Here is a 23,430-nt window from a genome sequence, read left to right on the forward strand (position 1 = left end):
ACCCACGATGAGCGTAACGCTAGATCAGCGACGAGCGCCGCGTACGCCCTCAGCCAGCGCCGAGCACAGGCTCAGCACATCGGTGACCGCCTGGCCGGGCGTTTTTGCCTGGGCGATCTTGTCGACCAGTGCCGAACCCACCACTACGCCATCGGAGAGTCTGGCGATAGCCGCCGCCTGCTCCGGCGTGCGGATGCCGAAGCCGACGCTGATCGGCAGGTTCGTGTGGCGACGCAGGCGGGCGATGGCGTCCTGTACGTGTTCGGTGGTGGCTGAGCCGGCACCGGTCACACCTGCCACCGACACGTAGTAGACGAAGCCAGAGCTGCGCTCCAGCACACGCGGCAGGCGTGCATCGTCGGTAGTCGGCGTGGTCAGGCGAATGAAGTCGATGCCGGCAGCCTGGGCCGGGGTGGCCAGCTCGGCGTCGTGCTCCGGCGGCAGGTCGACGATGATCAGGCCATCGACCCCGGCTTCCTGCGCCTGGGCGACGAAGGCTTGCACGCCATAGCGATGGATGGGGTTGTAGTAGCCCATCAGCACGATCGGCGTGGTCTGGTTGCCGACGCGGAATTCACGAACCATCTGCAGGGTTTTCGCCAGGGTCTGGCCGGCTTCCAGCGCACGCAGGGTGGCGAGCTGGATGGCCACGCCATCGGCCATGGGGTCGGTGAACGGCATGCCCAGTTCGATCACGTCGGCACCGGCATCGGGCAAACCCTTGAGGATTTCCAGCGAAGCTTCGTAGCCCGGATCGCCTGCGGTGACGAAGGTGACCAGTGCCGAGCGGCCTTCGGCCTTCAGCTCGGCAAAGCGTTGTTGAAGACGGCTCATGCCTGTTTCTCCTGGGCTGCCATGTGATTCATCACGGTGTGCATGTCTTTGTCGCCGCGGCCGGACAGGCACACGACCATCAAGTGATCCTTGGGCAGGCTCGGCGCGCGCTTGAGCGCTTCGGCCAAGGCGTGAGCGCTTTCCAGGGCCGGGATGATGCCTTCCAGGCGGCAGGTGGCGTGGAAGGCATCCAGGGCCTCGTCGTCGGTGATGCTGACGTACTCGACGCGCTTCACTTCGTGCAGGTAGGCGTGCTCCGGGCCGATGCCGGGATAGTCCAGGCCGGCGGAAATGGAGTGGGCATCGGTGATCTGGCCGTCGGCATCCTGCAGCAGGTAAGTGCGGTTGCCGTGCAGCACGCCCGGTACCCCGCCGTTGAGGCTGGCCGCGTGCTTGTCGGTGTGCACACCGTGTCCGCCGGCTTCGACACCGATGATCTGCACGCTGTCATCTTCGAGGAAGTCGTGGAACAGGCCCATGGCGTTGGAACCACCGCCGACGCAGGCGACCAGGCTGTCGGGCAGGCGACCTTCCTTCTCTTGCAACTGGGCGCGGGTTTCCTTGCCGATGATCGACTGGAAGTCACGCACCATCGCCGGATACGGGTGAGGGCCGGCGACGGTGCCGATCAGGTAGAACGTGTCATCGACGTTGGTGACCCAGTCGCGCAGCGCCTCGTTCATGGCGTCCTTGAGGGTGCCGGTGCCGGCAGTGACCGGGACGATCTCGGCGCCCAGCAGCTTCATGCGGAACACGTTGGCCTGCTGACGCTCGATGTCGGTGGCGCCCATGTAGATCACGCAGGGCAGGCCGAAGCGCGCAGCGACGGTGGCGGTGGCCACGCCGTGCATGCCGGCGCCGGTCTCGGCGATCAGGCGCTTCTTGCCCATGCGCTTGGCCAGCAGGACCTGGCCGATGCAGTTGTTCACCTTGTGCGCGCCCGTGTGGTTGAGCTCTTCGCGCTTGAGGAAGATCTTCGCGCCGCCGCAGTGTTCGGTCAGGCGCTCGGCGAAGTACAGCGGGTTGGGCCGACCGATGTAGTCGCGCTGGAAATACGCCAGTTGCTCGAGGAATTCGGGGTCCGCTTTGGCCGCTTCGTATTCGCGGGCCAGGTCCAGCACCAGGGGCATCAGGGTTTCGGCCACGTAGCGGCCGCCGAACGAACCGAACAGGCCGTTGGTGTCGGGGCCGGGACGGTATTTGGGCTGGGTCATGGGACGCTCCATCTGGATTCGAAAGAAGAGGACCGTGCGGCGTGCCACCGGTCGATGGGCTTTACTCTACCCAGCCCTGGTCGCGCTGAAAACCGATAAGATTGCAGCAACACGTCAGGAAAACTCACACGTTATGGGTCAGGATCTCCCACCGCTCAATGCCCTACGGGCCTTTGAGGTCACTGCTCGGTTGAACAGCGTCAGCCAAGCGGCAGAAAAGCTGCATGTCACCCATGGCGCGGTGAGCCGCCAGATCAAGGTGCTCGAAGCGCATTTGGGGTGGCCCTGTTCGTCAAGGACGGGCGTGGCGTCAAACTCACAGATGCCGGCATCCGCCTGCGTGATGCCAGCGCGGAGGCGTTCGACCGGCTGCGCGGCGTCTGCAGCGAGTTGAGTCGCGATCCTAGCCAAGCGCCCTTCGTGCTGGGCTGTTCCGGCAGTCTGCTGGCACGGTGGTTCATTCCGCGTCTGGGGCGTTTGCAGGCCGACCTGCCGCACCTGCGACTGCACCTGTCGGCTGGGGAAGGCGACCTCGATCCACGGCGTCCGGGGCTTGACGCGTTGCTGGTGTATGCCGAACCACCGTGGCCGAGCGACATGCAGGTGCATGTGCTGGCGCAAGAGCGTATCGGGCCGGTGGTCAGTCCCCATTTTCCGAGATTCGCCCAGTTGTGCGACGCGCCCGCGCCGGCATTGCTGGGCGAAGCGCTATTGCACACCACCTCTCGGCCCCAGGCCTGGCCGACATGGGCTGCACACCACGGGCTCGACCCTGACGCGCTGACCTACGGTCAGGCGTTCGAGCATTTGTACTATCTGTTGGAAGCGGCGATGGCAGGACTGGGGGTGGCGATCGCCCCGCAACCTTTGGTGGCGGACGATTTGCGGGCTGGACGCCTGGCAGCGCCTTGGGGCTTCTCACCAACGCCGGCGGCGCTGGCATTGTGGGTGCCTCGACGCGCCGCAGATGGACGCGCCGAGCAACTGGCGCAATGGCTGCGCCAGGAGTTGCAAGAGCCGGCTTAGCGGTAACGGTTTAGTTACGACGGCACAGCAGGAAGGCAGCCAGCAGGCCCAGGGCGCCAACGGCAACGCCAGCGGTGGTCCAAGGGTGGTCTTGAGCGTAGTCGCGGGTGGCGATGCCGGTTTCCTTGGTGCGGGTCTTCACTTCCTCGTAAGCGTCCGTCAGCAAGTTGCGCGAATGCTTCAGGGCGTTCTGAGCGTTGCCGCGCAGGGCCTTCATGGTTTTCTGGGTTTCTTCCGAAGCGTCGCCCTTGAGCTCTTCCAGGGTCTTGAGCAGGCTTTCGATCTCGGCTTCCATGCTTTCCAGTGAGGTCTTGCGCAGTGCATTACGGGCCATGTGGACTCTCCTTCGCTGAGTAGGGGTGATATAGGTGCGACTGCGCTGCAGCGCGAAAGTGCGATCGAACTTTCCAGGCGATTCCAGGCTCGCAAGTAAACCAGGCCTGGGCTGTCCGGCCCTGTCAGACACTTGATCCAAGGAGCGCATCCATGTCCGAGCATCACACCTACAAGAAGGTCGAAATCGTCGGTTCCTCGACCACCAGCATCGAAGACGCCATCAACAATGCGCTGTCGGAGGCCTCCCAGAGCATCCAGCACATGCAGTGGTTCGAAGTGGTCGAAACCCGTGGCCATATCGAGAATGCCAAGGTGGCCCATTATCAGGTCACGCTGAAAGTCGGTTTCCGTATCGCCAACAGCTGAAAACAGCGCCGCGCTGGCCTGTATCAGCGTTATAGGGTATGAGTTTCCAGGGGCACCGGGATGGGCCGCTGCCCTACTCTGCTTTTTTGATCCGCACAAGGAACGACAACGATGAAGAAAGTGTTTCTCGCAGCAGGTTTGATGGTGCTTGCAGGCAGCGCGATGGCGGCCGGCAAGCCGTGTGAAGAACTCAAGGCTGAGATTGCGAGCAAGCTCGATGCCAAGGGTGTGCAAAGCTACACGCTGGATATCGTCGACAAAGGTACCGCCAAGGACAAGGTCGTAGGCACTTGCGAAGGCGACACCAAGGAAATCAGCTACAAGCGCGGTTGAGGCGATGCGGGCGCCCACTCATGGCGCCTCGCGGATCGATCACGTTTCATGACAAAGCCGCTACTTCAAGGTAGCGGCTTTGTCGTTCCTGATGCCTCAAGCCTTCAAGGCCTGCGCCAGCAACTCGTAGGAGCGCAAGCGATCGGTGTGCTCGTAAAGGTCGCAGGTGAAGATCAGCTCATCCGCGCCGGTCTGCTCCAGCAGCACCTCAACTTTTGCCCTGACTTTCTCCGGACTGCCGATCATCGCCAGGCCAAGGAAACTCCCCACCGCGTCGCGTTCGTGCGGCAGCCACAGGCCGTCCATGCTCTTGACCGGTGGGCGCTGCATCAGGCTCTGCCCGCGAATCAGCGCGAGGATGCGCTGGTACACCGACGTAGCCAGGTATTCGGCCTGCTCGTCCGTTTCCGCCACCACCATCGGGATGCCCAGCATGACGTAGGGTTTGTCCAGCGTGGTCGAAGGTTTGAAGTGATCGCGGTAGATGCGGATCGCCTCATGCATGTAACGCGGTGCGAAGTGCGAGGCGAAGGCGTAGGGCATGCCGCGCATACCGGCCAACTGGGCGCTGAACAGACTCGAACCGAGCAGCCACATCGGCACCTCGGTGTCGTGGCCGGGCACGGCGATGACCTTCTGGTCGTCGGTGCGCGGGCCGAGGTAGCGTGACAGCTCCTCGACATCATCGGGGAAATCGTCAGCACTGCCCGAGCGCTCGCGGCGCAGGGCGCGGGCCGTCATCTGGTCGGAACCCGGCGCACGGCCCAGGCCCAGGTCGATGCGACCGGGATAGAGGCTGGCCAAGGTGCCGAACTGTTCGGCGATCACCAACGGTGCGTGGTTGGGCAGCATCACGCCGCCCGAGCCGATGCGGATGCGCGAGGTGCCGCCGGCCAGGTAGCCGATCAGCACCGAGGTCGCCGAGCTGGCGATGCCATCCATGTTGTGGTGCTCGGCCACCCAGAAGCGGTGGTAGCCCAGGCGTTCGACATGCCGGGCCAGGTCCAGGGAGTTGTGCAGGGACTGGGCCGGGCCGCTGTCGGCGCGCACCGGTACCAGGTCGAGGGTGGAGATCTTCAGGTCATGCAGCTGCGTCATCGCAACCTCCGCAGGCAGTGGGTTGGCCAATGGGCCTTACAGTTCTCTGTATGGGCGCTGCTTGAACGATTCAATGGCAGACCGTGGATTGGTCTGAACTTGCTGTGGGGTGGAGCCTCAGAACCTTGTAGACCTTAACCGTATGTCCAGGAGGCAACATGAAGAAGACAGCATCGGCGATCTGGGAAGGTGGGCTCAAGGATGGCAAGGGCCGGCTGTCCACCGAGAGTGGCTCGCTGAAGCAGAACCCCTACGGTTTCAACACCCGTTTTGAGGGGTTGCCGGGGACCAACCCGGAGGAACTGATTGGTGCGGCGCATGCCGGCTGCTTTTCCATGGCCTTGTCGATGAAGCTCGGTGAACACGACCTTACGCCAGAGCGTATTGACACTACCGCCGAAGTCACCCTTGATAAACAGGGCGACGATTTTGTCATCACCGCTGTACATCTGATTCTCAGCGCCAAGGTGCCGGGCGCCAGCGATCAGCAGTTCCACGACATCGCCAACGAGGCCAAGGCCGGTTGCCCGGTGTCCAAGCTGCTCAACGCGAAGATCACCCTCGACGCCAGCCTGCTTTCGTAAGCCGGGCTTTGTTGTACTCTGCAGGGGTCGGCAGATTGCCTGCCCCTTCAGGAGCCGTTCCATGATCCGCGTAGCATCTGTCGTTCTGGGCTCGCTGGTGGCCACTTCGGTATTGGCCGCACCTAAGCCTTGCGAGGAACTCAAGGCCGAGATCGAAGCCAAGATCCAGGCCGCTGGAGTGCCCTCCTACACGCTGGAAATCGTCTCCAACAGCGAAGTCAGCGACCAGAACATGGTCGTCGGCAGTTGCGATAACGGTACCCGCAAGATCATCTACCAGAAGAATGATGAATAAGCCCTGGGGCCACGCCGAGTCGCCCCGCTGCTTTCAAGGAATACAGAACACCTCGGCAGGCTCGTCCACCAGCACCTGGTGATCGGCATCGTAGAGATACAGTTGCGGCTGCAACGCTGGTGCCCGCGCTTCCAGGCGGTAATGCGCACCAGCCTTGAAGTCGTCGAAGCGCACGGTCAGGTAACACGTGCGCTCGGTTGGGCTGGTGGTGAACAGGCCCGCTGTAAGTTCGTAGTCGAAGCGCACCACCAGCTCATGATGGCCGGGGGCGACCTGGAAGTATCGGCCGTCATCGAGGCGCTTGCCGTCGAGCTTGTCGGCCATGATCACCCGACCCGGCGTGACGGTGTAGAGGTCGATCCACGCCTGGGCCGGATCTTTCGGGGCAAGGGGCTGGCGCAAGCCCCCAGTGCACTGAGGGCGAACAGCATCATGGGCTGGCGCATGGTGAAACTCCGCTTGCGGGTCACAAGGCACAAGCATAGCGTCGATCAGCCATGCTGGCATCCCGCTGGCTCGCCCTGCCCCATGAGTTTCTGCTGCCCGTCATACAGCTTCACCCATGGCCGCAAGCCGATACTGCCCGCTTGCAGGCGATAACGCTGCCCGGCGTTGAAGTCCTTGAAGGTGAGGTTGAGTTGGCAGTCGCGCCACAGCGGTTCTGCGACCGGGCCGATGTTGCTCGGCGACACTGGGAACTGGTAGCGCACGGTCAGCTCATGGCGACCGGGCGGGACTTCGAAATAGCGGTTGTCGCTCCAGTCGCGCTCATCGACCTGCACGGCATGCAGCGAGGTATCATCGCCCGGGGCGAGGTCTACCCAGGCCTGGTTGGGGTCCGGATCGGGCAAAGTGGAGCAGGCGCCCAGCAGCCCGAAGGCGCCGATGGCAAACAGTGTACGCATGGCGAAAAGGTCCCTTGGCAAGATAGTCTTGGCACGCACTGGCCTTGAGCGGGATGAGCAGCCCTTATGGTTCGACGTTTTGCACGACAGCGCTCAGGCCGCCGGGCTCTGGACCGCGTTTTCACGGTGTTTGTTCCGCTGGCGGCGGCGCTGCTGCTCAGCGCCTGCGGCACCGTGGGTTATTACGGGCAACTGGCCCAAGGGCAATGGCAACTGCTGCGGGCGCGCCAGCCGGTCGAGCAGGTGGTGGCCAATCCGGGCACCGACCCACGGCTGCGCCAACGTCTCACACAGGCCGAGCAGGCCCGCGTCTTTGCCAGCGAGCGGCTGAAACTGCCGGATAACCGCAGCTATCGCGTCTACGCCGACCTCGGCCGCCCCTATGTGGTGTGGAACGTCTTCGCCACGCCGGAGCTGTCTCTGCAGCCCATCACCCACTGTTTTCCAATCGCCGGGTGCGTAGCCTACCGTGGCTATTACCATCAGGGTGCGGCGCGTGGGGCGGCGGCGGTGATGCGCCAGGAAGGGCTGGATGTCTATGTAGGGGGCGTGGAGGCCTATTCCACACTGGGCTGGTTCGACGATCCGCTTCTCTCGTCGATGCTGCGCTGGGACGATGAACGGCTGGCCACCTTGATCTTCCACGAGTTGGCGCATCAGCGCTTCTACGTGAAGGACGACACCGCATTCAACGAGTCTTTCGCCACCTTCGTCGAACAGGAGGGCACCCGCCAATGGCGCCGGGCGCGCGGGCTGCCGGCTGAACATGAGGATGGCGCGGGCCAGCGTGAGCAGTTCGTGCGCCTGGTGCTGGCCAGCCGCGATCGACTCCAGGCGATCTACGCGCAGCCATCGAGCGATAGCGAAAAGCGCACGGCCAAGCAAGCCGAGTTCCAGCGCCTGCGCCGGGACTACCGACAGCTACGCGACCGTGACTGGGGTGGCGATACACGCTACGACGCCTGGGTCTATGGACCGATGAGCAACGCCAAGCTGTTGCCGTTCGGGCTGTATGACCAGTGGGTGCCGGCCTTCGCCGCGCTGTACCGCGAGGTCGGCGGGGATTGGACGAAGTTCTATCGGCGGGTCGAGGACGTGGGGCGACTGCCGGTCGATGAGCGCCAGGCGGCGTTGCAGCGGTTGGGCGCAAGCCGGTAGCGCTCGTGGCCGCCAGGCGGCCCTTGTGGCGGTCAAGCCGCGAGAAAGGCCCGATGCAGGTCGGCCACCGTCTCGAAATGGAAGGCCGGGGTCTCGGCGGCCAGCTCTTCGCGGCTGCCGAAGCCATACCCCACGGCGACCGCCTGCAGGCCGTTGCTGTGGGCGCCGATCAGGTCGTGCTTGCGGTCACCGATCATCAGCGTCTGCGCCGGATCCAGCCGCTCTTCATCCAGCAGATGGCGAATCAGCTCGACCTTGTTGGTGCGCGTGCCATCCAGCTCGCTGCCGTAGATCACTTTGAAGTGCCGGTCGAAGGCGAAGTGTCGGGCGACCTCGCGGGCGAACTCCCAGGGCTTGGAGGTGGCGACATACAGCGTGCGGCCCTGCTCGGTAAGGGCTTGCAGCAGCGCAGGCACGCCTTCGAACACGTGGTTCTCGTACAGCCCGGTGACCTTGAAGCGCTCCCGGTAGAAATTCACCGCCTGCCAGGCCTTGGCCTCGTCGAAGCCATAGAACTGCATGAACGCCTGGAGCAACGGTGGGCCGATGAAGTGCTCCAGGCGGGTCAGGTCCGGCTCGTCGATGCCCAGCTTGGCCAGCGCGTACTGGATCGAGCGGGTAATACCCAGGCGTGGATCGGTGAGGGTGCCGTCGAGGTCGAAAAGAACGGTTTGCTGGTGCATGGATCAGGGTTGCTCCGGTTGATCGTAGCCTTCGGCCAGGTGCTGGTCCTTGAGCTTCACATAGTTGTTGGCGCTGTAGGCAAAGAACGCGCGTTCGTTTTCGCTCAGTGGTCGGCCCTGCTTCACAGGACTGCCGACATACAGGTAGCCGCTGACCAAGCGCTTGCCGGGCGGCACCAGGCTGCCGGCGCCGATGATCACCTCGTCCTCGACGATGGCGCCGTCCATCACCGTGCTGCCCATGCCGACCAGGATCCTGTTGCCCAGGGTGCAGCCGTGCAGCATGACCTTGTGGCCGATGGTCACCTCGTCGCCGATGATCAGCGCGAAGCCGTCGGGGTTGAACGGCCCGGCATGGGTGATGTGCAGCACACTGCCATCCTGCACGCTGGTGCGCGCACCGATGCGGATGCGGTGCATGTCGCCACGAATCACCGTCAATGGCCAGACCGAACTGTCCTCGCCGAGCTGCACGTCGCCGATCACCACCGCCGAACGGTCGACGAAGGCGCGTGGGCCGAGGCTTGGCGTGTGGTCGCGAAAGGTGCGGATGGCCATGATCGTATTCCTCTACAGTGCCGATAGGCAGGCTGCCTGCTGCGGTCGGCGTCGATTGTAATTAAGATGGTGCAGTGTTTCTCCTGCCAAGGTATCCGAACCGTGAGTGCGAACAACCCGCTTCTGCAGTCCCATGACCTGCCGCCCTTCTCCGCGATCCGTGCCGAACACGTGCTGCCGGCGATCGAGCAGATCCTGGCCGACAACCGCAAGGCCATCGCCGATATCCTCGAGCAGCAGGGCAAGAACCCCTCCTGGGCTGGCCTGGTGCTGGCGATGGATGAACTCAATGACCGCCTGGGCGCGGCCTGGAGCCCGGTCAGCCACCTCAATGCGGTGTGCAACAGCCAAGCGCTGCGCGAGGCCTACGAATCGTGCCTGCCGGCGCTGAGCGCCTACGCCACCGAGCTGGGGCAGAACCGCGCGCTGTTCGAAGCCTACCAGGCCTTGGCCAACAGCCCGGAAGCCGCTGGTTTCGACGTGGCGCAGAAAACCATTCTGGAACACGCCCTGCGCGACTTCCGCCTGTCGGGCATCGATCTGTCGCCCGACAAACAGCAGCGCTACGCCCACGTGCAGAGCACCCTCAGCGAACTGGGCAGCCGCTTCTCCAACCAACTGCTCGACGCCACCCAGGCCTGGACCAAGCACGTCACCGACGAAGCCGCGCTGGACGGCCTGACCGAGTCGGCCAAGGCGCAGATGGCCGCCGCCGCCCAGGCCAAAGGGCTGGACGGTTGGCTGATCACCCTGGAGTTCCCCAGCTACTATGCGGTGATGACCTATGCCAACGACCGCGCCTTGCGTGAAGAACTGTACGCCGCCTACTGCACCCGCGCGTCCGATCAGGGGCCTAATGCCGGTCAGTTCGACAACGGTCCGGTCATGGCCGAGATTCTCGATCTGCGCCAGGAACTGGCCACGTTGCTCGGCTACGCCAACTACGCCGAACTGAGCCTGGCCACCAAGATGGCTGAGTCCAGCGACCAGGTGCTGAGCTTCCTGCGCGACCTGGCCAAGCGCTCCAAGCCGTTCGCCGCCCAGGATCTCGAGCAGCTCAAGGCTTATGCCGCCGAGCAGGGCTGCGCCGAGCTGTCGAGCTGGGACGCCGGCTACTACGGCGAAAAGCTGCGCGAGCAGCGCTATAGCGTGTCGCAGGAAGCCCTGCGCGCCTACTTCCCGATCGACAAGGTGCTGGGCGGCCTGTTCAGCATCGTCCAGCGCCTGTACGGCATCGAAATCGCCGAGCTCAAGGGCTTCGACGCCTGGCACCCGGACGTGCGCCTGTTCGAGATCAAGGAAGACGGCCAGCACGTGGGGCGCTTCTTCTTCGACCTCTACGCCCGCGCCAACAAGCGCGGCGGCGCCTGGATGGACGGCGCCCGCGACCGTCGCCGCACCGCCGCAGGCGCGTTGCAGAGCCCGGTGGCCAACCTGGTGTGCAACTTCACCCCGGCAGCGCCCGGCAAGCCCGCGTTGCTCACCCACGACGAAGTCACCACGCTGTTCCACGAGTTCGGCCATGGCTTGCATCACCTGCTCACCCGCATCGAGCATGCCGGTGTTTCAGGCATCAACGGCGTGGCCTGGGATGCGGTCGAGTTGCCGAGCCAGTTCATGGAGAACTGGTGCTGGGAGCCGGAAGGCCTGGCGCTGATCTCCGGTCACTATGAAACCGGCGAAGCGCTGCCCCAGGACCTGCTGGACAAGATGCTGGCGGCGAAGAACTTCCAGTCCGGCATGATGATGGTGCGCCAGTTGGAGTTCTCCCTGTTCGACTTCGAACTGCACGCCACCCATGGGGATGGCCGCAGCGTGCTGCAGGTGCTCGAGGGCGTGCGCGACGAGGTCACGGTAATGCGTCCGCCGGCCTACAACCGGTTCCCCAACAGCTTCGCGCACATCTTTGCCGGCGGTTATGCGGCCGGCTACTACAGCTACAAGTGGGCCGAAGTGCTGTCGGCCGACGCCTTCTCGCGCTTCGAGGAAGACGGCGTGCTCAACGCCGAAACCGGCCGCGCGTTCCGCGAGGCGATCCTGGCCCGTGGCGGCTCGCGGGCACCGATGGTGCTGTTCGTCGACTTCCGGGGTCGCGAGCCTTCCATCGATGCCCTGTTGCGCCACAGTGGCCTGACCGAAGAGGCCGCGGCATGAGCGAGGGCGCTGCCAGCACGACCAAGAAACGCTTCATCGCCGGGGCGGTCTGCCCGGCGTGCAGTGAGCCGGACAAGCTGATGATGTGGAGCGAAGACGGCGTGCCGCACCGCGAATGCGTGGCCTGCGGTTTCACCGACACGCTCAACGAGCAAGGGCTTTCGGTGCCCAAGGAGCTTGGCACCCGGGTCAACCAGCAGGCAGTCAAGGCGCAGCCGGTAAAGGTGCAGACCGTGCAGTTCTTCCCCAACCCGAAGTTGAAGAAGACCGACTGATCGCACCGTCCGGCTGACGCCGCTGGCGGCAATGACCAACCCGCATTACTGTATGCGCATACAGTCATGCGGGTTTTTCATCATGAAGTCAGCTCCCGTCCGCGGCCGTGGCACTGCCAGCAATCCTCACAACCGCTTCGCCCCGAGCATCTCGGTGGTGGAGGATGACGGCTGGCATCAGGAAGTGCCGGTCACCCAGGGCACCGAGGTGCGGATCGAGACCGCCAAGACCATCATCGCCCGCAACACCTCCCCCGACTTGCCCTTCGACCGTTCGATCAATCCCTACCGCGGCTGCGAGCATGGCTGTATCTACTGCTATGCCCGGCCGAGCCATGCTTACTGGGACCTGTCCCCTGGCCTGGATTTCGAAACCAAGCTGATCGCCAAGACCAATGCCGCCGAGGTGCTCGAACAGCAGTTGAGCAAGCCGGGTTACGTCTGTGCGCCGATCAACCTGGGTGCCAACACCGATCCCTACCAGCCGATCGAGCGCGACCACCAGCTCAGTCGCCGTCTGCTCGAGGTGTTGTTGCGCTATCGCCACCCGGTGACCATCGTGACCAAAGGCTCGCTGATCCTGCGCGACCTCGACCTGCTGAGCGAATTGGCCAGCCTGCGCCTGGTGCGGGTGATGATCAGCCTCACCACGCTGGACGATGAGCTCAAGCGCACGCTGGAGCCGCGTGCGGCGGCGCCGAAGGCTCGGCTGCGGGCCATTCGCGTGTTGCGCGAAGCAGGCGTGCCGGTGGGGGTGCTGTGTTCGCCGATCATTCCGATGATCAACGATTGCGAACTGGAGCACCTGCTCGAAGCGGCGCGTGACGCTGGCGCACAGAGCGCCGCCTACATGATGCTGCGCCTGCCGCTGGAGGTGGCGCCGCTGTTCGAGCAGTGGCTGCAGGATCATTACCCGCAACGGGCGGCGCATGTGCTGAGCCTGATTCGCCAGAGCCGGGGTGGCGAGTTGTATGACAGTCGTTTCGGAACGCGCATGCGTGGCGAAGGCGTGTTCGCCGAGCTGTTGGCCCAGCGCTTTGCCAAGGCCGCTCGGCAGAGGGGCTTTGCCGGACGTGAGGCGTTGGCGTTGGACTGCTCGGCGTTTTGCGTGCCAGGGGCGCAGATGGCGTTGTTTTGAACACATGCCCTGCTACCCCGCAATCTCACTCATGGCTGCCAATAATTTCGCTGGAGGGTATTGGCGATTGATGCTTTTTTGCTATTATCGAGATCTCTCCGCAAAAACCTGGAACGCCCGTTCTAGAGCCTCTGAATTCAGTTTCAGTTAAGTTTTCTGCGCTAGCGTAAAGACTCAGTCAAAGGTGGCTGTGATTTATTAGCTGTGCGCGTCATCTAATTCCTCGCATAGCCAGAATCTTTCCCCGGTAGACTCGTGCTTACCGAAAAACCGTCTAGAGGATGAATCATGCCCATCAAGGACCCATCCAAGCCCGTTCCGGCTGCCCCTGCCGAGAACGCCGATGCCGCCCTGAAGCACATCGTCGACGGCTTCTTGAAATTTCACCATGACGTGTTCCCCGAGCAGCAGGAGCTGTTCAAGAAGCTCGCCACCGCGCAGAAACCCCGCGCCATGTTCATCACCTGCGCCGACTCGCGCATCGTTCCCGAACTGATCACCCAGAGCTCGCCGGGCGATCTGTTCGTGACCCGTAACGTGGGTAACGTGGTGCCGCCTTATGGGCAGATGAACGGTGGTGTTTCCAGCGCCATCGAGTACGCGGTGATGGCGTTGGGCGTTCACCACATCATCGTCTGCGGTCACTCCGACTGCGGCGCCATGCGTGCCGTGCTCAACCCGCAGTCGCTGGCCAAGATGCCCACCGTCTCGGCCTGGCTGCGCCACGCCGAAGTGGCTCGCACCGTGGTCGAGAACAACTGCACCTGCGACACCGAGCACGAGAACATGCAGGTGTTGACCAAGGAAAACGTCATCGCCCAGTTGCATCACCTGCGCACCCACCCTTCGGTGGCTTCGCGTCTGGCGGCTGGCCAGCTGTATATCCATGGTTGGGTCTACGACATCGAGACCAGCCGCATCGAAGCCTACGATGCGGCCAGCGACGCCTTCCTTCCGCTCAGTGCCGGTGAGCCGGTGCCTTGCGCGACTCCGAGAGGCCGCTACTAAGCCGCCCCACCACCTGAAGAAACCCTGATAGCCGGCTGCGCCCCGTTGGCGCGGCAGGGCTTTCGGCTGCCTTGAATTTCCCTGAACGCCTTGCCGGCAATCCTGCTGGCGGCCTGCGCCTGCGCGCGATTCAGGGTCCGCGTGCTATCGGCCATTGGATTGGCCGTGAATCAGAAAAGGAGCGACATGGTGAACATGACACAGATTAAAGCGGCACTGCCGCGCGAATTGCTGGCTTCGGTCGTGGTGTTCCTGGTGGCCCTGCCGCTGTGCATGGGCATCGCGATTGCCTCGGGCATGCCGCCGGCCAAAGGCCTGATCACCGGCATCATCGGCGGCGTCGTAGTCGGCTTTCTCGCCGGCTCGCCGCTGCAGGTCAGCGGCCCGGCGGCGGGCCTGGCCGTGCTGGTGTTCGAGCTGGTGCGACAGCATGGCGTAGCCATGCTCGGGCCGATCCTGCTGCTGGCTGGATTGCTGCAATTGCTGGCCGGGCGCCTGCGCCTGGGTTGCTGGTTCCGCGTCACGGCCCCGGCCGTGGTGTACGGCATGCTGGCGGGCATCGGCGTGCTGATCGTACTGTCCCAGGTGCATGTGATGTTCGATGCGGCGCCGCAGCCCTCTGGCGTCGACAACCTGCTGGGCTTCCCCGCCACCCTCGCCGCCGCGCTGCCGCTGGAGAGCGCCGGCAGTGGGTGGCAGGCCGGCGCCCTGGGCCTGGGCACCATCGCCCTGATGTGGGGGTGGGATCGCTGGCGCCCGCAGCGGCTGCGCTTCATTCCCGGTGCGCTGCTGGGCGTGGCGGCGATGACCGCGCTCAGCCTGTGGCTGGCGCTGCCGGTCAACCGCGTGCAGGTGCCGGCTGACCTCTCCGAAGCCATCGACTGGCTGCGTCCTGATGACCTCCTGAAACTGGCCGATCCGAGCTTACTGGTGGCGGCTTTCGCTCTGGCCTTCATCGCCAGCGCCGAAACCCTGCTGTCGGCGGCGGCAGTAGACCGCATGCACAATGGCCAGCGTTCGGATTTCGACCGGGAACTGTCAGCACAGGGTATCGGCAACATGCTCTGTGGTCTGCTCGGCGCCTTGCCGATGACCGGGGTGATCGTGCGCAGTTCGGCCAACGTCCAAGCCGGCGCCCAGACCCGCGCATCGGCGATCCTGCATGGGGTGTGGCTGCTGGGCTTCGTGGTGGTGCTGGGCAGCGTGCTGCAGCAGATTCCAGTGGCGAGCCTGGCGGGCGTGCTGGTCTACACCGGCATCAAGCTGGTGAACGTCAAAGCGTTCCGTGACCTGGGCCGTTATGGCCGCATGCCGATGTTCACCTACGCCGCGACTGCCTTGGCCATCGTCTTCACCGACCTGCTGACCGGTGTGCTGGTGGGCTTCGCCCTGACCTTGCTGAAGCTGGCGTTCAAGGCCGCGCGGCTGAAGATCAACCTGGTGCCGCTCGACGAGCCTGGACACCTGGAACTGCGCTTGAGCGGTGCGGCGACCTTCCTCAAGGTGCCAGCACTGACCCAGACGCTGGAAAGCGTGCCGCCCGGCACCACGCTGCACGTACCGTTGGGCAACCTGAGCTACATCGACCATTCGGTGCTGGAGCTGCTTGAGGACTGGGGGCGTTCGAGCCTGGCCGCCGGTTCGCACTTGCGTATCGAACAGCATGGACTCAAACGCCGCGTGGAGGGCCGGCTGCGGCGCCTGGCCCAGGCCTGATGCGCGCCCTCGAAGGCTTCACGCTCGCTTGGGCACCAGCTTGCGACAGCCTTCCTTGCGACTGGGGTACTGCTCGCATTTGCGCAGTACCTGACGCACTTGCTCATCGGCCTTCAACTGCCGATTGGCCAGCAGCTTTTCGGTGATGAACAGTTCCTCCGAGCCCAGATTGCGTTCGGCCTTGTCGATCATGTCCAATGCCGCGCGGGGATCGCGGTTACGCAAGTGGTGGCCGATCATCAAGTCGTACACCAGCGGGCTGGCCAGCGACCAATCCTCGATACCCCGCAGATCGGCCAAGGCGGCGCGGTTGTCGCCCTGGGCCGAGTGCACGGTGAAGGCGGTGCGGCGGATGCCGGGCTGGTTGCCGACTGGCGAAGCCAGCGCGCGGTCGATGAAGGCCTGGGCTTCGCGGGTTTTCTTCTTTTCCAGTGCCGCGGTGGCGGCGTAGGCGTCGCGGTAGGCCTGCAGGGCGCGCTGTACGCTCGCCGAGTCTCGCACCTGAGGCCAGGTGCGCCGGTTCACCCGAGCCTGGGTCTGTTGGCGGTACTCGCGCTGAAGATACTGGCGCAATTCTTCATCACGCTGGATCGGCGACATGTGCGAGCGGGTCAGGTACTGGCCGGTGGCGTTCAAGGCCGTGCCCACGCTCTGGGTAAGCAGGGTCTGCAGCTCCTGGGTGGTGCGGTTGAGGTCGAGCTTGATCAGCGACTCGGTCATCGCCGCTTGCCGCTCTTGCAGAAAACTGGTCAGCAGCGGCTTTTGCTTGCCCTGGAAGTCGTCGAGCCGCTGCAGGCTCACGCTCGATGCCCGAGGGCATAGTTGGCGCGAATCATCAGATCGGCCCCGAGCAGGTCGGCCTGGTCTTCCTGCGCCCGCCCCCAGGCGGTGCTCCAGACGTTGTCCGAAAAGGTATTGGCCAGCGAGGTGTAGAGCACGGTGTTGCCGATGGTTTTCTGCGTGCCCTGGGGGTCTTTGCTGAACAGTTTGCCGCTCTGCTTGTCGAGCCGGGTGTTCTTGGCCACGGTCGCCATGATCACCGTGGTGGTGATGTTGCCCAGCAGTTGTTTCTGCTCCTGGAACGCCGCGCGGCGATCGTGATGACGCAGCAGCACATGGCTCATTTCATGGCTGAGCATGGCCGCGATCTCATCTTCGCTTTCGACGTTGTCGAGCATGCCCAGCGGCACGAAGATCGTGCCGTAGGGGTCGGCCGAGGGGCCGAAGGCATAGCTGTTGACGATGCGTACCTGCAGCGCCGGAGCCTGACCGGGCCAGCCTTTGACCAGGCGGCCGACGATGGTTTGCAGGTAGCGCTCCAGCTCAGGGATGCGGACCAGGTCCTGCTGGCGGATTTCGTCGGCCGGGATGGCTCGGCCATCGAAGCTCAGGCGCAGTTGCTGGGCTTTCTGCGGGTCTGCCCGATAATACTGGCGAACGTCTGCATGCTCGACGTAACGCCCTTCCAGCCGGGATTGAGTGGAGGGCCCCACCAGGTTCTGCAACGCGTCATTGGCGCCGTTCAGCGTGTGGCAGCCGCCCAGCAGCGCCATGGCCATCAACGCCAAGGCAGACTTCGTCCGCGCGCCGCTCACTTCTGACACCCTGCGCCATAGCCGATGGTGCCGTTGCTCTGGTGGTCGTCGGAGTAGCCCCGTGGCAGGGTCTGGCAGGGGAACTTGACGCTGTTGAGCGGCGGGTTTACCCGCACCGCCATGGTGTCCATCCACACCTGACCTTCGGGCAGGCTCACCTGGATGATGTCGAGTTCCTTGTTGTACTGCACCACTCGCGCCGGTTTGGGCAGGGTGCTGCTGTCGATCTGACGCAGGGATCTGCCCTGGTCATCCATCACGGCCACCGACGGGGTGAGCCAGGCCTCCACCATCGGTTCATCACTGGCCAGCACGTGTGCGCTGACCAGGACCGATAACAGCAATAGAGTGGGCTTGATCATCTCTGAATCCTTGAGTTGAGAAATACGGCAATCTCAGGCCTTGTTGGCGAACAGGGCCTGGATCCTTGTGTTGAACAAGGTGAGTGACAGCAGCAGCAGGCCGAGGACGTTGGCCGGTGTGAAGTTGAAGTGCCAGAGCACCGCGCTCATCAGGCCGATGGCCGCCAGCACCAACACCCAGGAAGACAGGGGGCGCAGTTTGATCTGGCGGCGCTGTCCGAGATCGGCACGGGTGAGCAACGGGGCGTCCAGCGTACCCTTGAGCCAGGTGATAGCGCCGAGCAGCAGCAATTCGACGATATCCAGCAGGTCGATCGAGCCGGCCGGGATACCGAGATCGGTCAGGCTGGGGGTGGACCGATAGTAGTTCATGCCCCAGTTGACCAGGTTGTCCAAGGCCATGGCGTGCCAGTAGACCCCGGCCACCTTGCCGTGCAGCGCTGACGGGGTGAGGTCGCCGGTGCCGACGATCTGCGCGCCGACCAGTACCAGTTTGCCCTGCAGCAGGGTTTTGAGCAGCGCTTGATCCTGCTCGTCGGTGACGGCCAGGTCGCTCGGCGACAGGGTCAAGGTATAGGGACAGGTGGCCTGCACCTGTTGCCCCAGTTTCCAGAAGATGGCCTGTCCGAGTTGCTCGAACAGGCCCGGCACCGTGCAAGTGCTGACATCGGCGACCTTGGTTTGCAAGGGCGACTGCCTGAGCCCCCACTGCACCGTCATGGGCGCAAGCGCTGCCGCCTGGCGTGCATCGGCAGGCAATGGGCTGCATTCGTGTTGACGGCAATACTCGCGATACAGGCGCAGTGCCGGTGTCTCCATGGCACCGGCGGGGGTGTTGACGGCAAGGGGATACTGATTGGCGAATCCACTCCAGGTCACCAGCGCGGGAGTACCGACAGTGGCCAGGCGTGCAAGGGTGTTGACCCCGTTCTGATCGTGAGGCTGACCGGTGTCGGCAAGAAACAGCGCAATGCCCTGCTGGCGATAACGCTCGAAGACGTTGGCCAGAAACTGGCTCTCCATCTGCGGCGGCTGGCCGGGCAGCGCGCGGGAATGATCGTGGCTGTAGATTAGATCGACGAATACCGCCGCAGGCTGATAGGCCAGCAGGCGTTTGAACAGCTTGCTCTGCTCGCTGTACGGCATAGGCCAATAGGTGTCGTTACGGCGCAGGTAGTCGTCGTCGATCAGCACGACGACGACCTGGCGTTGGCCTTCGTCGGCGTAACGTTCGGCCAGCAGGCGGTTGAGCCAGCGCGCGGAAGCGTCGTCGGTCGAACTGGCTATTCCAAATGGATCGAGCAGGGCGATCAAGATCACGCTGAGGCCAAACAGTGCCTGGCGCAGCGTATACAGCGAAGGTTTCAGCATCCATGCCTCGAACAAGCGGGTGCATCATTTTGCCACTATTGGCGGGCAGCGCCAATGCCGGCGGGGTGCTTCCTGCGCCCCAGCACGGCCCCCAGGCTCAGTGGCTGGTCTGGTGCAGGTCCAGTTCCACGCTCAACTGGCGCGACAGGCATGGCCAGCGCTTCCACGCTTCGCCGGTCTGCGGGCTGCGCAGGGTTTCGCGATAGGCCTCCACCGATTCGACGGCGAAGCTCTCGTCGTCGAGCATTTCGTCCACCGAGTGATGCACCACTTCGTCCAGTTGATTGGCGAAGGTTTCGCCGATCAGTTGGTGAGCGATGAGGTTGGCCACGGTGGTGTCCACCGGGATCAGTGGCTGCTGGAAGTGGCGGATGTAAAGGTCGTTGACCTCTTCGACCAGCCGATGTGCCAGGTAGGCTTCGTCCAGCAGGCAGTCCAGCCCGGTGTGCGAGCCCACCACGCTGGGCGGCTGCAGGAAATAAGCCTCGGCGATTTTCAGCACGGGCTTGATCTGCGACTCGATACCCGCCTCGCGGGCCACTGCATGGGCGGCTTCGAGCAGTTCGGGCACTTGGTCGATGTAGGCGCTGACGAAGCGTGCCAGGGTGCCCTTGGCATCCTGCACGGGTAGTTGGATCAGCGGGTGCAGGTGCGGCAGCTGCTGCTCGAGGCGCTGTTGCAATTGGCCAGTGCGACTCTCGTACAGTTGGGCTTGATGGATCTGCTCGCGTACAGCTGCGGTGTTCATGACAACTCCAGGGACAAGGCGTTACAAACGGAAGACACTAAGGTAGCTCGGTTGCGCAAAGGCCTAAGACGCATTTGTTATATCAGCGAGACACTTGCTCCATGCGGTTATATCAATGTGCCATCATTTTGCCGCTTAGTTAGCCCTAACCGGTCAAGGACTGTAATCTAGCCGCCTACCACGAGATCCTTCATTCCCATTTTGCCCTTCTGAATCGAATGCCCAAGCCATGACCCGAAACCAGAAAACCATCCTGATCCTGTTCGCCCTGACCGCATTGATCCTGGGCTTGACCGTTACCAAAGCGCTCAACGGCCGGGGCGAGGCCGATTCGGCCGGGCTCACCGAGGCCGGGATCATTCTACTGGCGCAGAGTCGCAGCGTGCCGGCGGTGAGCATGACCGACCAGAACGGGCAGCCGGTGCAACTGGACCAGCTCAAGGGCAAGTGGTCGTTGCTGTTCTTCGGCTATACCTACTGCCCTGACATCTGCCCGACCACGCTGGCCCAGTTGCGGCAGGTCAAGGGTGCGCTGCCCAAAGAGACGCTCGATCACCTGCAGGTGGTACTGGTGAGCGTCGATCCGGCCCGCGATACCCCCCAACAGCTCAAGCAGTATCTGGCGTATTTCGACAAGGATTTCGTCGGGCTGGCCGGCTCCATCGAAGACACCCAGACACTGTCCCACGCCTTGAGCATCCCGTTCATCCCGGCGGACACGCGCAAACCTGGCTACACCGTGGACCACAGTGGCAACTTGGCAATCGTCGGGCCGGATGGTCGGCAGCGCGGTTTCATCCGCGCGCCGTTCGACACGCAAAAGCTGGTGGCGCAGTTGCCCAAGCTGGTGAAGCGCGACTGATTCAAGCGCTGTCGCGCGCCCGATTAAGGCTGGAGCCGTTTCTACGAATCGGGCGCGCAGGGCAAGTGGACGTGCGCAATCAGAACGCCGGAACCACTGCGCCCTTGTACTTCTCGGTGATGAACTGCTTCACCTCTGGCGAGTGCAGGGCCTGAACCAGCTTCTTGACCGCGTCGCTGTCCTTGTTGTCCTCGCGGGTGACCAGGATGTTCACGTAGGGCGAGTCCTTGCCTTCGATGGCCAGGGCATCCTTTTCCGGATTGAGCTTGGCTTCCAAGGCATAGTTGGTGTTGATCAGCGCGGCATCCACCTGGGTCAGCACCCGCGGAATGGTGGCCGCTTCCAGCTCACGGAATTTCACGTTCTTGGGATTCTCGGCGACGTCCTTCACGGTGGCGAGGATGTTGCTGTTGTCCTTGAGCTTGATCACACCGGCCTTGTCCAGCAGCAGCAAGGCTCGGCCGCCGTTGGTGGCGTCGTTGGGGATGACCACGGTGGCACCGGACGGCAGCTCGTCGAGTGTCTTGTACTTGCTCGAATAGATGCCCAGCGGTTCGATATGCACGCCGGCAACGCTGACCAGGTGGGTGCCCTTGGCCTTGTTGAATTCGTCCAGGTACGGCTGGTGCTGGAAGAAGTTGGCGTCCAGGCGCTTCTCGGCCACTTGCACGTTGGGCTGGATGTAGTCAGTGAACTCCTTGACCTTCAAATCCACCCCTTGCTTGGCCAGCGTCGGCTTGACGAAGTCGAGGATCTGGGCGTGCGGCACCGGGGATGCGGCCACGCTCAAGGTTTCCGCCGCCTGGGCGGAGAAGGCCGCGACGGCGGCGACGACAGCAAGCAGTTTCTTCATCGATCACTCCTTGTGAGGGCCGCGACGGCCCCCGAACGGGTCGGCACGCCGACCCCATTGGGGTTGTTACTTACGGGAAAAATGCACGACCAGCCGGTCGCCCACGCTCTGCAGGATCTGCACCAGCACCAACAGCAGCACCACGGTGACGATCATCACGTCGGTCTGGAAGCGCTGGTAGCCGAAGCGGATGGCCAGGTCGCCCAGGCCGCCGGCGCCGACCACACCGGCCATCGCGGTATAGGACACCAAGGTGATCGCGGTGACCGTAATGGCCGCAAAAATACCTGGACGCGCTTCGGGCAGCAGGGCATTGGTGATGATCTGCCGGGTGGTGGCGCCCATCGACTGAGTGGCCTCGATGATGCCGCGGTCCACTTCGCGCAGCGCAGTTTCCACCAGGCGGGCGAAGAACGGCGTGGCACCGACCACCAAGGGCGGGATGGCGCCGGCTACACCCAACGAGGTGCCGGTGATCAGTACGGTAACCGGAATCATCACGATCAGCAGGATGATGAAGGGCAGCGAACGCAGGATGTTCACCACCAGCGACAGCAGCGCATACACGCCCTTCTGCTCGAACATCTGCCGCGGGCCGCAGAGGAACAGCAGCACGCCCAGCGGCAGGCCGAGCAGCACGGTGAACAGCAGCGAGCCGAACAGCATGATCAGGGTGTCGCCGGTGGCCAACCAGATCTCGGACCAGTCGACGTTGGCGAAGAAATTCAGGGCGTCCATCAGCGCAGGACCTCCATGTGGACGTCAGCGGCCTGGAAGCGCGCGAACGCAGCGTCGATGTTGCCGCCGGTGACGGCGAGGGTGAGTTGGCCGTAGGGCACGTCCTTGATGCGGTCGATGCGTCCGGCCAGGATGCTGTAGTCCACTCCGGTTTCGCGGGCGACGGTGCCCAGCAGCGGCGCATAGGTGGCTTCGCCCTGGAAGGTCAGGCGCACGATGCGGCCCGGCACGTGGGCAAAGTCGTCGCGTTGCTCGTGCTCGTCCACCTGCTCGTCTTCCTGGACGAAGCGCTTGGTGGTGGCGTGCTGCGGATGAAGGAACACGTCGGCCACCGAACCCTGCTCGACGATGACCCCGGCATCCATTACCGCCACGCGGTCGCAGACCCGGCGGATCACGTCCATTTCGTGGGTGATCAGCACGATGGTCAGCTTCAGCTCGCGGTTGATCTCGGCCAGCAGTTGCAGCACCGAGGCGGTGGTCTGCGGGTCGAGGGCGCTGGTGGCTTCGTCGCACAGCAGGATCTTCGGGTTGGTCGACAGCGCCCGGGCGATGCCGACGCGCTGCTTCTGGCCACCCGACAGTTGCGCCGGATACTTCTTCGCGTGGTCCGACAGGCCGACGCGGGCCAGCAACTGGCTGACACGTTGGTCGATCGCCGCACGCGACAGCTCGCCAGCCAGCACCAGAGGCAGGGCGACGTTATCGGCGACGGTCTTGGAGGCCAGCAGGTTGAAGTGCTGGAAGATCATGCCGACCTGCTGGCGGAAACGCCGAAGTTGGTTGGCGTCGAAGGCGGTGACGTCTTCTCCGTCGACGATGATCTTGCCGCCGGACGGCGCCTCCAGGCGGTTGATCAGGCGCAGCAGGGTACTTTTGCCGGCACCGGAATGGCCAATAAGGCCGAACACCTGTCCATCTTCGATGCTCAGGCTGGTCGGGTTAAGGGCGGGGATGTCCCTACCGGCGACGCGGTAGGTCTTGTGCACATGTTGGAACTCGATCACGTAGCGAACCTTGTGGGGCGCATGGAATTTAGGGTCAGCGGTGAGCTGGGGTCGCGCATTTTAGCCTTTTCCCCTGGCGGTTCTTAGCATTTATTTCGTCTTCGACCAATCGCCTGGGTATAACGCGACGGTCGGTAAACCCGATGGAACGCATGGTCGACCCCTCCAGTCACTACCTGAACAAGCCCCCGATGGGCAGCCTGAAGACTGATG

24 protein-coding genes and 3 pseudogenes are annotated in these 23,430 nt (G+C 63.6%); 12 read left to right on the forward strand and 15 right to left on the reverse strand.

Annotation, left to right across the window (positions count from 1 at the left end; all coding sequences use genetic code 11):
• Positions 1-24 precede the first annotated feature (24 nt).
• A complete protein-coding gene (gene trpA, locus GKC70_RS00165) occupies positions 25-834 on the reverse strand; it encodes a tryptophan synthase subunit alpha (protein ID WP_342650096.1) in 810 nt (269 codons plus the stop codon).
• Positions 831-2,048, reverse strand: coding sequence for a tryptophan synthase subunit beta (gene trpB / locus GKC70_RS00170; RefSeq protein ID WP_342650097.1), 1,218 nt, complete (start codon positions 2,046-2,048; stop codon positions 831-833). Before trpB ends, trpA begins: the two co-directional genes overlap by 4 nt.
• A 133-nt stretch (positions 2,049-2,181) precedes the next feature.
• Between trpB and GKC70_RS00175 the strand changes: the two are divergent.
• Positions 2,182-3,074 (forward strand): annotated as a pseudogene (locus tag GKC70_RS00175) (LysR family transcriptional regulator).
• Positions 3,075-3,084: 10 nt separating this feature from the next.
• On the opposite strand, the gene GKC70_RS00180 reads toward GKC70_RS00175, so the two are convergent.
• The gene (locus tag GKC70_RS00180) at positions 3,085-3,408 is read right to left on the reverse strand and encodes a DUF883 family protein (protein WP_342650098.1); all 324 of its coding nucleotides are present in this window, start codon (positions 3,406-3,408) and stop codon (positions 3,085-3,087) included.
• Positions 3,409-3,560: 152 nt separating this feature from the next.
• On the opposite strand from GKC70_RS00180, the gene GKC70_RS00185 reads away from it, so the two are divergent.
• Both GKC70_RS00185 and GKC70_RS00190 read left to right on the forward strand, forming a co-directional pair.
• A complete protein-coding gene (locus tag GKC70_RS00185) occupies positions 3,561-3,776 on the forward strand; it encodes a dodecin (protein ID WP_029614865.1) in 216 nt (71 codons plus the stop codon).
• A gap of 111 nt (positions 3,777-3,887) precedes the next feature.
• Positions 3,888-4,109, forward strand: coding sequence for a DUF1161 domain-containing protein (locus GKC70_RS00190; RefSeq protein ID WP_039582104.1), 222 nt, complete (start codon positions 3,888-3,890; stop codon positions 4,107-4,109).
• Positions 4,110-4,205: 96 nt separating this feature from the next.
• Here GKC70_RS00190 and GKC70_RS00195 read toward each other — a convergent pair whose 3' ends face one another.
• Positions 4,206-5,207: an LLM class flavin-dependent oxidoreductase gene (locus GKC70_RS00195; protein ID WP_342650099.1), complete on the reverse strand. Its 1,002-nt coding sequence runs from the start codon at positions 5,205-5,207 to the stop codon at positions 4,206-4,208.
• A gap of 158 nt (positions 5,208-5,365) precedes the next feature.
• On the opposite strand from GKC70_RS00195, the gene GKC70_RS00200 reads away from it, so the two are divergent.
• Both GKC70_RS00200 and GKC70_RS00205 read left to right on the forward strand, forming a co-directional pair.
• The gene (locus tag GKC70_RS00200; protein WP_342650100.1) at positions 5,366-5,791 is read left to right on the forward strand and encodes an OsmC family protein; all 426 of its coding nucleotides are present in this window, start codon (positions 5,366-5,368) and stop codon (positions 5,789-5,791) included.
• A 61-nt stretch (positions 5,792-5,852) separates the two neighbouring features.
• Positions 5,853-6,086 (forward strand): DUF1161 domain-containing protein, encoded by a 234-nt coding sequence (locus tag GKC70_RS00205; protein ID WP_029612486.1) that lies wholly within the window; start codon positions 5,853-5,855, stop codon positions 6,084-6,086.
• 33 nt (positions 6,087-6,119) lie between these two features.
• Here the strand turns inward: GKC70_RS00205 and GKC70_RS00210 are convergent.
• Both GKC70_RS00210 and GKC70_RS00215 read right to left on the reverse strand, forming a co-directional pair.
• Positions 6,120-6,532 (reverse strand): annotated as a pseudogene (locus tag GKC70_RS00210) (hypothetical protein).
• 45 nt (positions 6,533-6,577) lie between these two features.
• On the reverse strand, positions 6,578-6,991 hold the full coding sequence (locus GKC70_RS00215; protein ID WP_342650101.1) for a hypothetical protein: 414 nt from the start codon (positions 6,989-6,991) through the stop codon (positions 6,578-6,580).
• Between the two features lie 66 nt (positions 6,992-7,057).
• On the opposite strand from GKC70_RS00215, the gene GKC70_RS00220 reads away from it, so the two are divergent.
• Positions 7,058-8,149, forward strand: coding sequence for an aminopeptidase (locus GKC70_RS00220; RefSeq protein WP_342650102.1), 1,092 nt, complete (start codon positions 7,058-7,060; stop codon positions 8,147-8,149).
• Between the two features lie 32 nt (positions 8,150-8,181).
• Here GKC70_RS00220 and GKC70_RS00225 read toward each other — a convergent pair whose 3' ends face one another.
• Positions 8,182-8,832 (reverse strand): HAD family hydrolase, encoded by a 651-nt coding sequence (locus GKC70_RS00225; RefSeq protein ID WP_342650103.1) that lies wholly within the window; start codon positions 8,830-8,832, stop codon positions 8,182-8,184.
• A 3-nt stretch (positions 8,833-8,835) separates the two neighbouring features.
• The gene (locus tag GKC70_RS00230) at positions 8,836-9,390 is read right to left on the reverse strand and encodes a gamma carbonic anhydrase family protein (protein WP_342650104.1); all 555 of its coding nucleotides are present in this window, start codon (positions 9,388-9,390) and stop codon (positions 8,836-8,838) included.
• A 66-nt stretch (positions 9,391-9,456) separates the two neighbouring features.
• On the opposite strand from GKC70_RS00230, the gene prlC reads away from it, so the two are divergent.
• The 5 genes from prlC (at position 9,457) to GKC70_RS00255 (ending at position 15,681) form a co-directional block, all read left to right on the forward strand.
• Positions 9,457-11,544, forward strand: coding sequence for an oligopeptidase A (prlC, locus tag GKC70_RS00235; protein ID WP_342650105.1), 2,088 nt, complete (start codon positions 9,457-9,459; stop codon positions 11,542-11,544).
• Positions 11,541-11,819, forward strand: a complete 279-nt coding sequence (locus GKC70_RS00240) for a YheV family putative zinc ribbon protein (protein WP_342650106.1) — start codon at positions 11,541-11,543, stop codon at positions 11,817-11,819. Before prlC ends, GKC70_RS00240 begins: the two co-directional genes overlap by 4 nt.
• Before the next feature lie 82 nt (positions 11,820-11,901).
• Complete coding sequence (locus tag GKC70_RS00245; protein WP_342650107.1) at positions 11,902-12,957, forward strand: PA0069 family radical SAM protein; 1,056 nt, start codon at positions 11,902-11,904, stop codon at positions 12,955-12,957.
• A gap of 288 nt (positions 12,958-13,245) precedes the next feature.
• On the forward strand, positions 13,246-13,965 hold the full coding sequence (locus GKC70_RS00250) for a carbonic anhydrase (protein ID WP_029612492.1): 720 nt from the start codon (positions 13,246-13,248) through the stop codon (positions 13,963-13,965).
• Between the two features lie 189 nt (positions 13,966-14,154).
• Positions 14,155-15,681 carry a SulP family inorganic anion transporter gene (locus tag GKC70_RS00255; protein WP_342651570.1) on the forward strand — a complete coding sequence of 509 codons (1,527 nt, stop codon included), beginning with the start codon at positions 14,155-14,157 and terminating at the stop codon, positions 15,679-15,681.
• Between the two features lie 18 nt (positions 15,682-15,699).
• Here the strand turns inward: GKC70_RS00255 and GKC70_RS00260 are convergent.
• From GKC70_RS00260 to GKC70_RS00275, 4 genes and pseudogenes are all read right to left on the reverse strand, one after another.
• A pseudogene (locus GKC70_RS00260) lies at positions 15,700-17,240 on the reverse strand (M48 family metalloprotease).
• A gap of 32 nt (positions 17,241-17,272) precedes the next feature.
• A complete protein-coding gene (locus GKC70_RS00265; RefSeq protein WP_304483009.1) occupies positions 17,273-17,638 on the reverse strand; it encodes a hypothetical protein in 366 nt (121 codons plus the stop codon).
• Positions 17,639-17,671: 33 nt separating this feature from the next.
• Positions 17,672-19,009, reverse strand: coding sequence for a CHASE2 domain-containing protein (locus GKC70_RS00270; protein WP_342650108.1), 1,338 nt, complete (start codon positions 19,007-19,009; stop codon positions 17,672-17,674).
• 97 nt (positions 19,010-19,106) lie between these two features.
• Positions 19,107-19,757: a hypothetical protein gene (locus tag GKC70_RS00275; protein ID WP_039582071.1), complete on the reverse strand. Its 651-nt coding sequence runs from the start codon at positions 19,755-19,757 to the stop codon at positions 19,107-19,109.
• 229 nt (positions 19,758-19,986) lie between these two features.
• Here GKC70_RS00275 and GKC70_RS00280 point away from each other — a divergent pair, with 229 nt between their 5' ends.
• Positions 19,987-20,619, forward strand: coding sequence for an SCO family protein (locus GKC70_RS00280; RefSeq protein ID WP_342650109.1), 633 nt, complete (start codon positions 19,987-19,989; stop codon positions 20,617-20,619).
• 79 nt (positions 20,620-20,698) lie between these two features.
• On the opposite strand, the gene GKC70_RS00285 is transcribed toward GKC70_RS00280, so the two are convergent.
• From GKC70_RS00285 to GKC70_RS00295, 3 genes are all read right to left on the reverse strand, one after another.
• Positions 20,699-21,472, reverse strand: coding sequence for a MetQ/NlpA family ABC transporter substrate-binding protein (locus GKC70_RS00285; protein ID WP_342650110.1), 774 nt, complete (start codon positions 21,470-21,472; stop codon positions 20,699-20,701).
• Between the two features lie 66 nt (positions 21,473-21,538).
• A complete protein-coding gene (locus GKC70_RS00290) occupies positions 21,539-22,210 on the reverse strand; it encodes a methionine ABC transporter permease (protein WP_039582067.1) in 672 nt (223 codons plus the stop codon).
• Complete coding sequence (locus GKC70_RS00295) at positions 22,210-23,217, reverse strand: methionine ABC transporter ATP-binding protein (RefSeq protein WP_039582065.1); 1,008 nt, start codon at positions 23,215-23,217, stop codon at positions 22,210-22,212. Before GKC70_RS00295 ends, GKC70_RS00290 begins: the two co-directional genes overlap by 1 nt.
• Between the last annotated feature and the right edge of the window lie 213 nt (positions 23,218-23,430).

The organism is Pseudomonas sp. REB1044, from assembly GCF_038813925.1.
In the GTDB taxonomy this organism is placed as follows: Bacteria; Pseudomonadota; Gammaproteobacteria; order Pseudomonadales; family Pseudomonadaceae; genus Aquipseudomonas; species Aquipseudomonas boreofloridensis.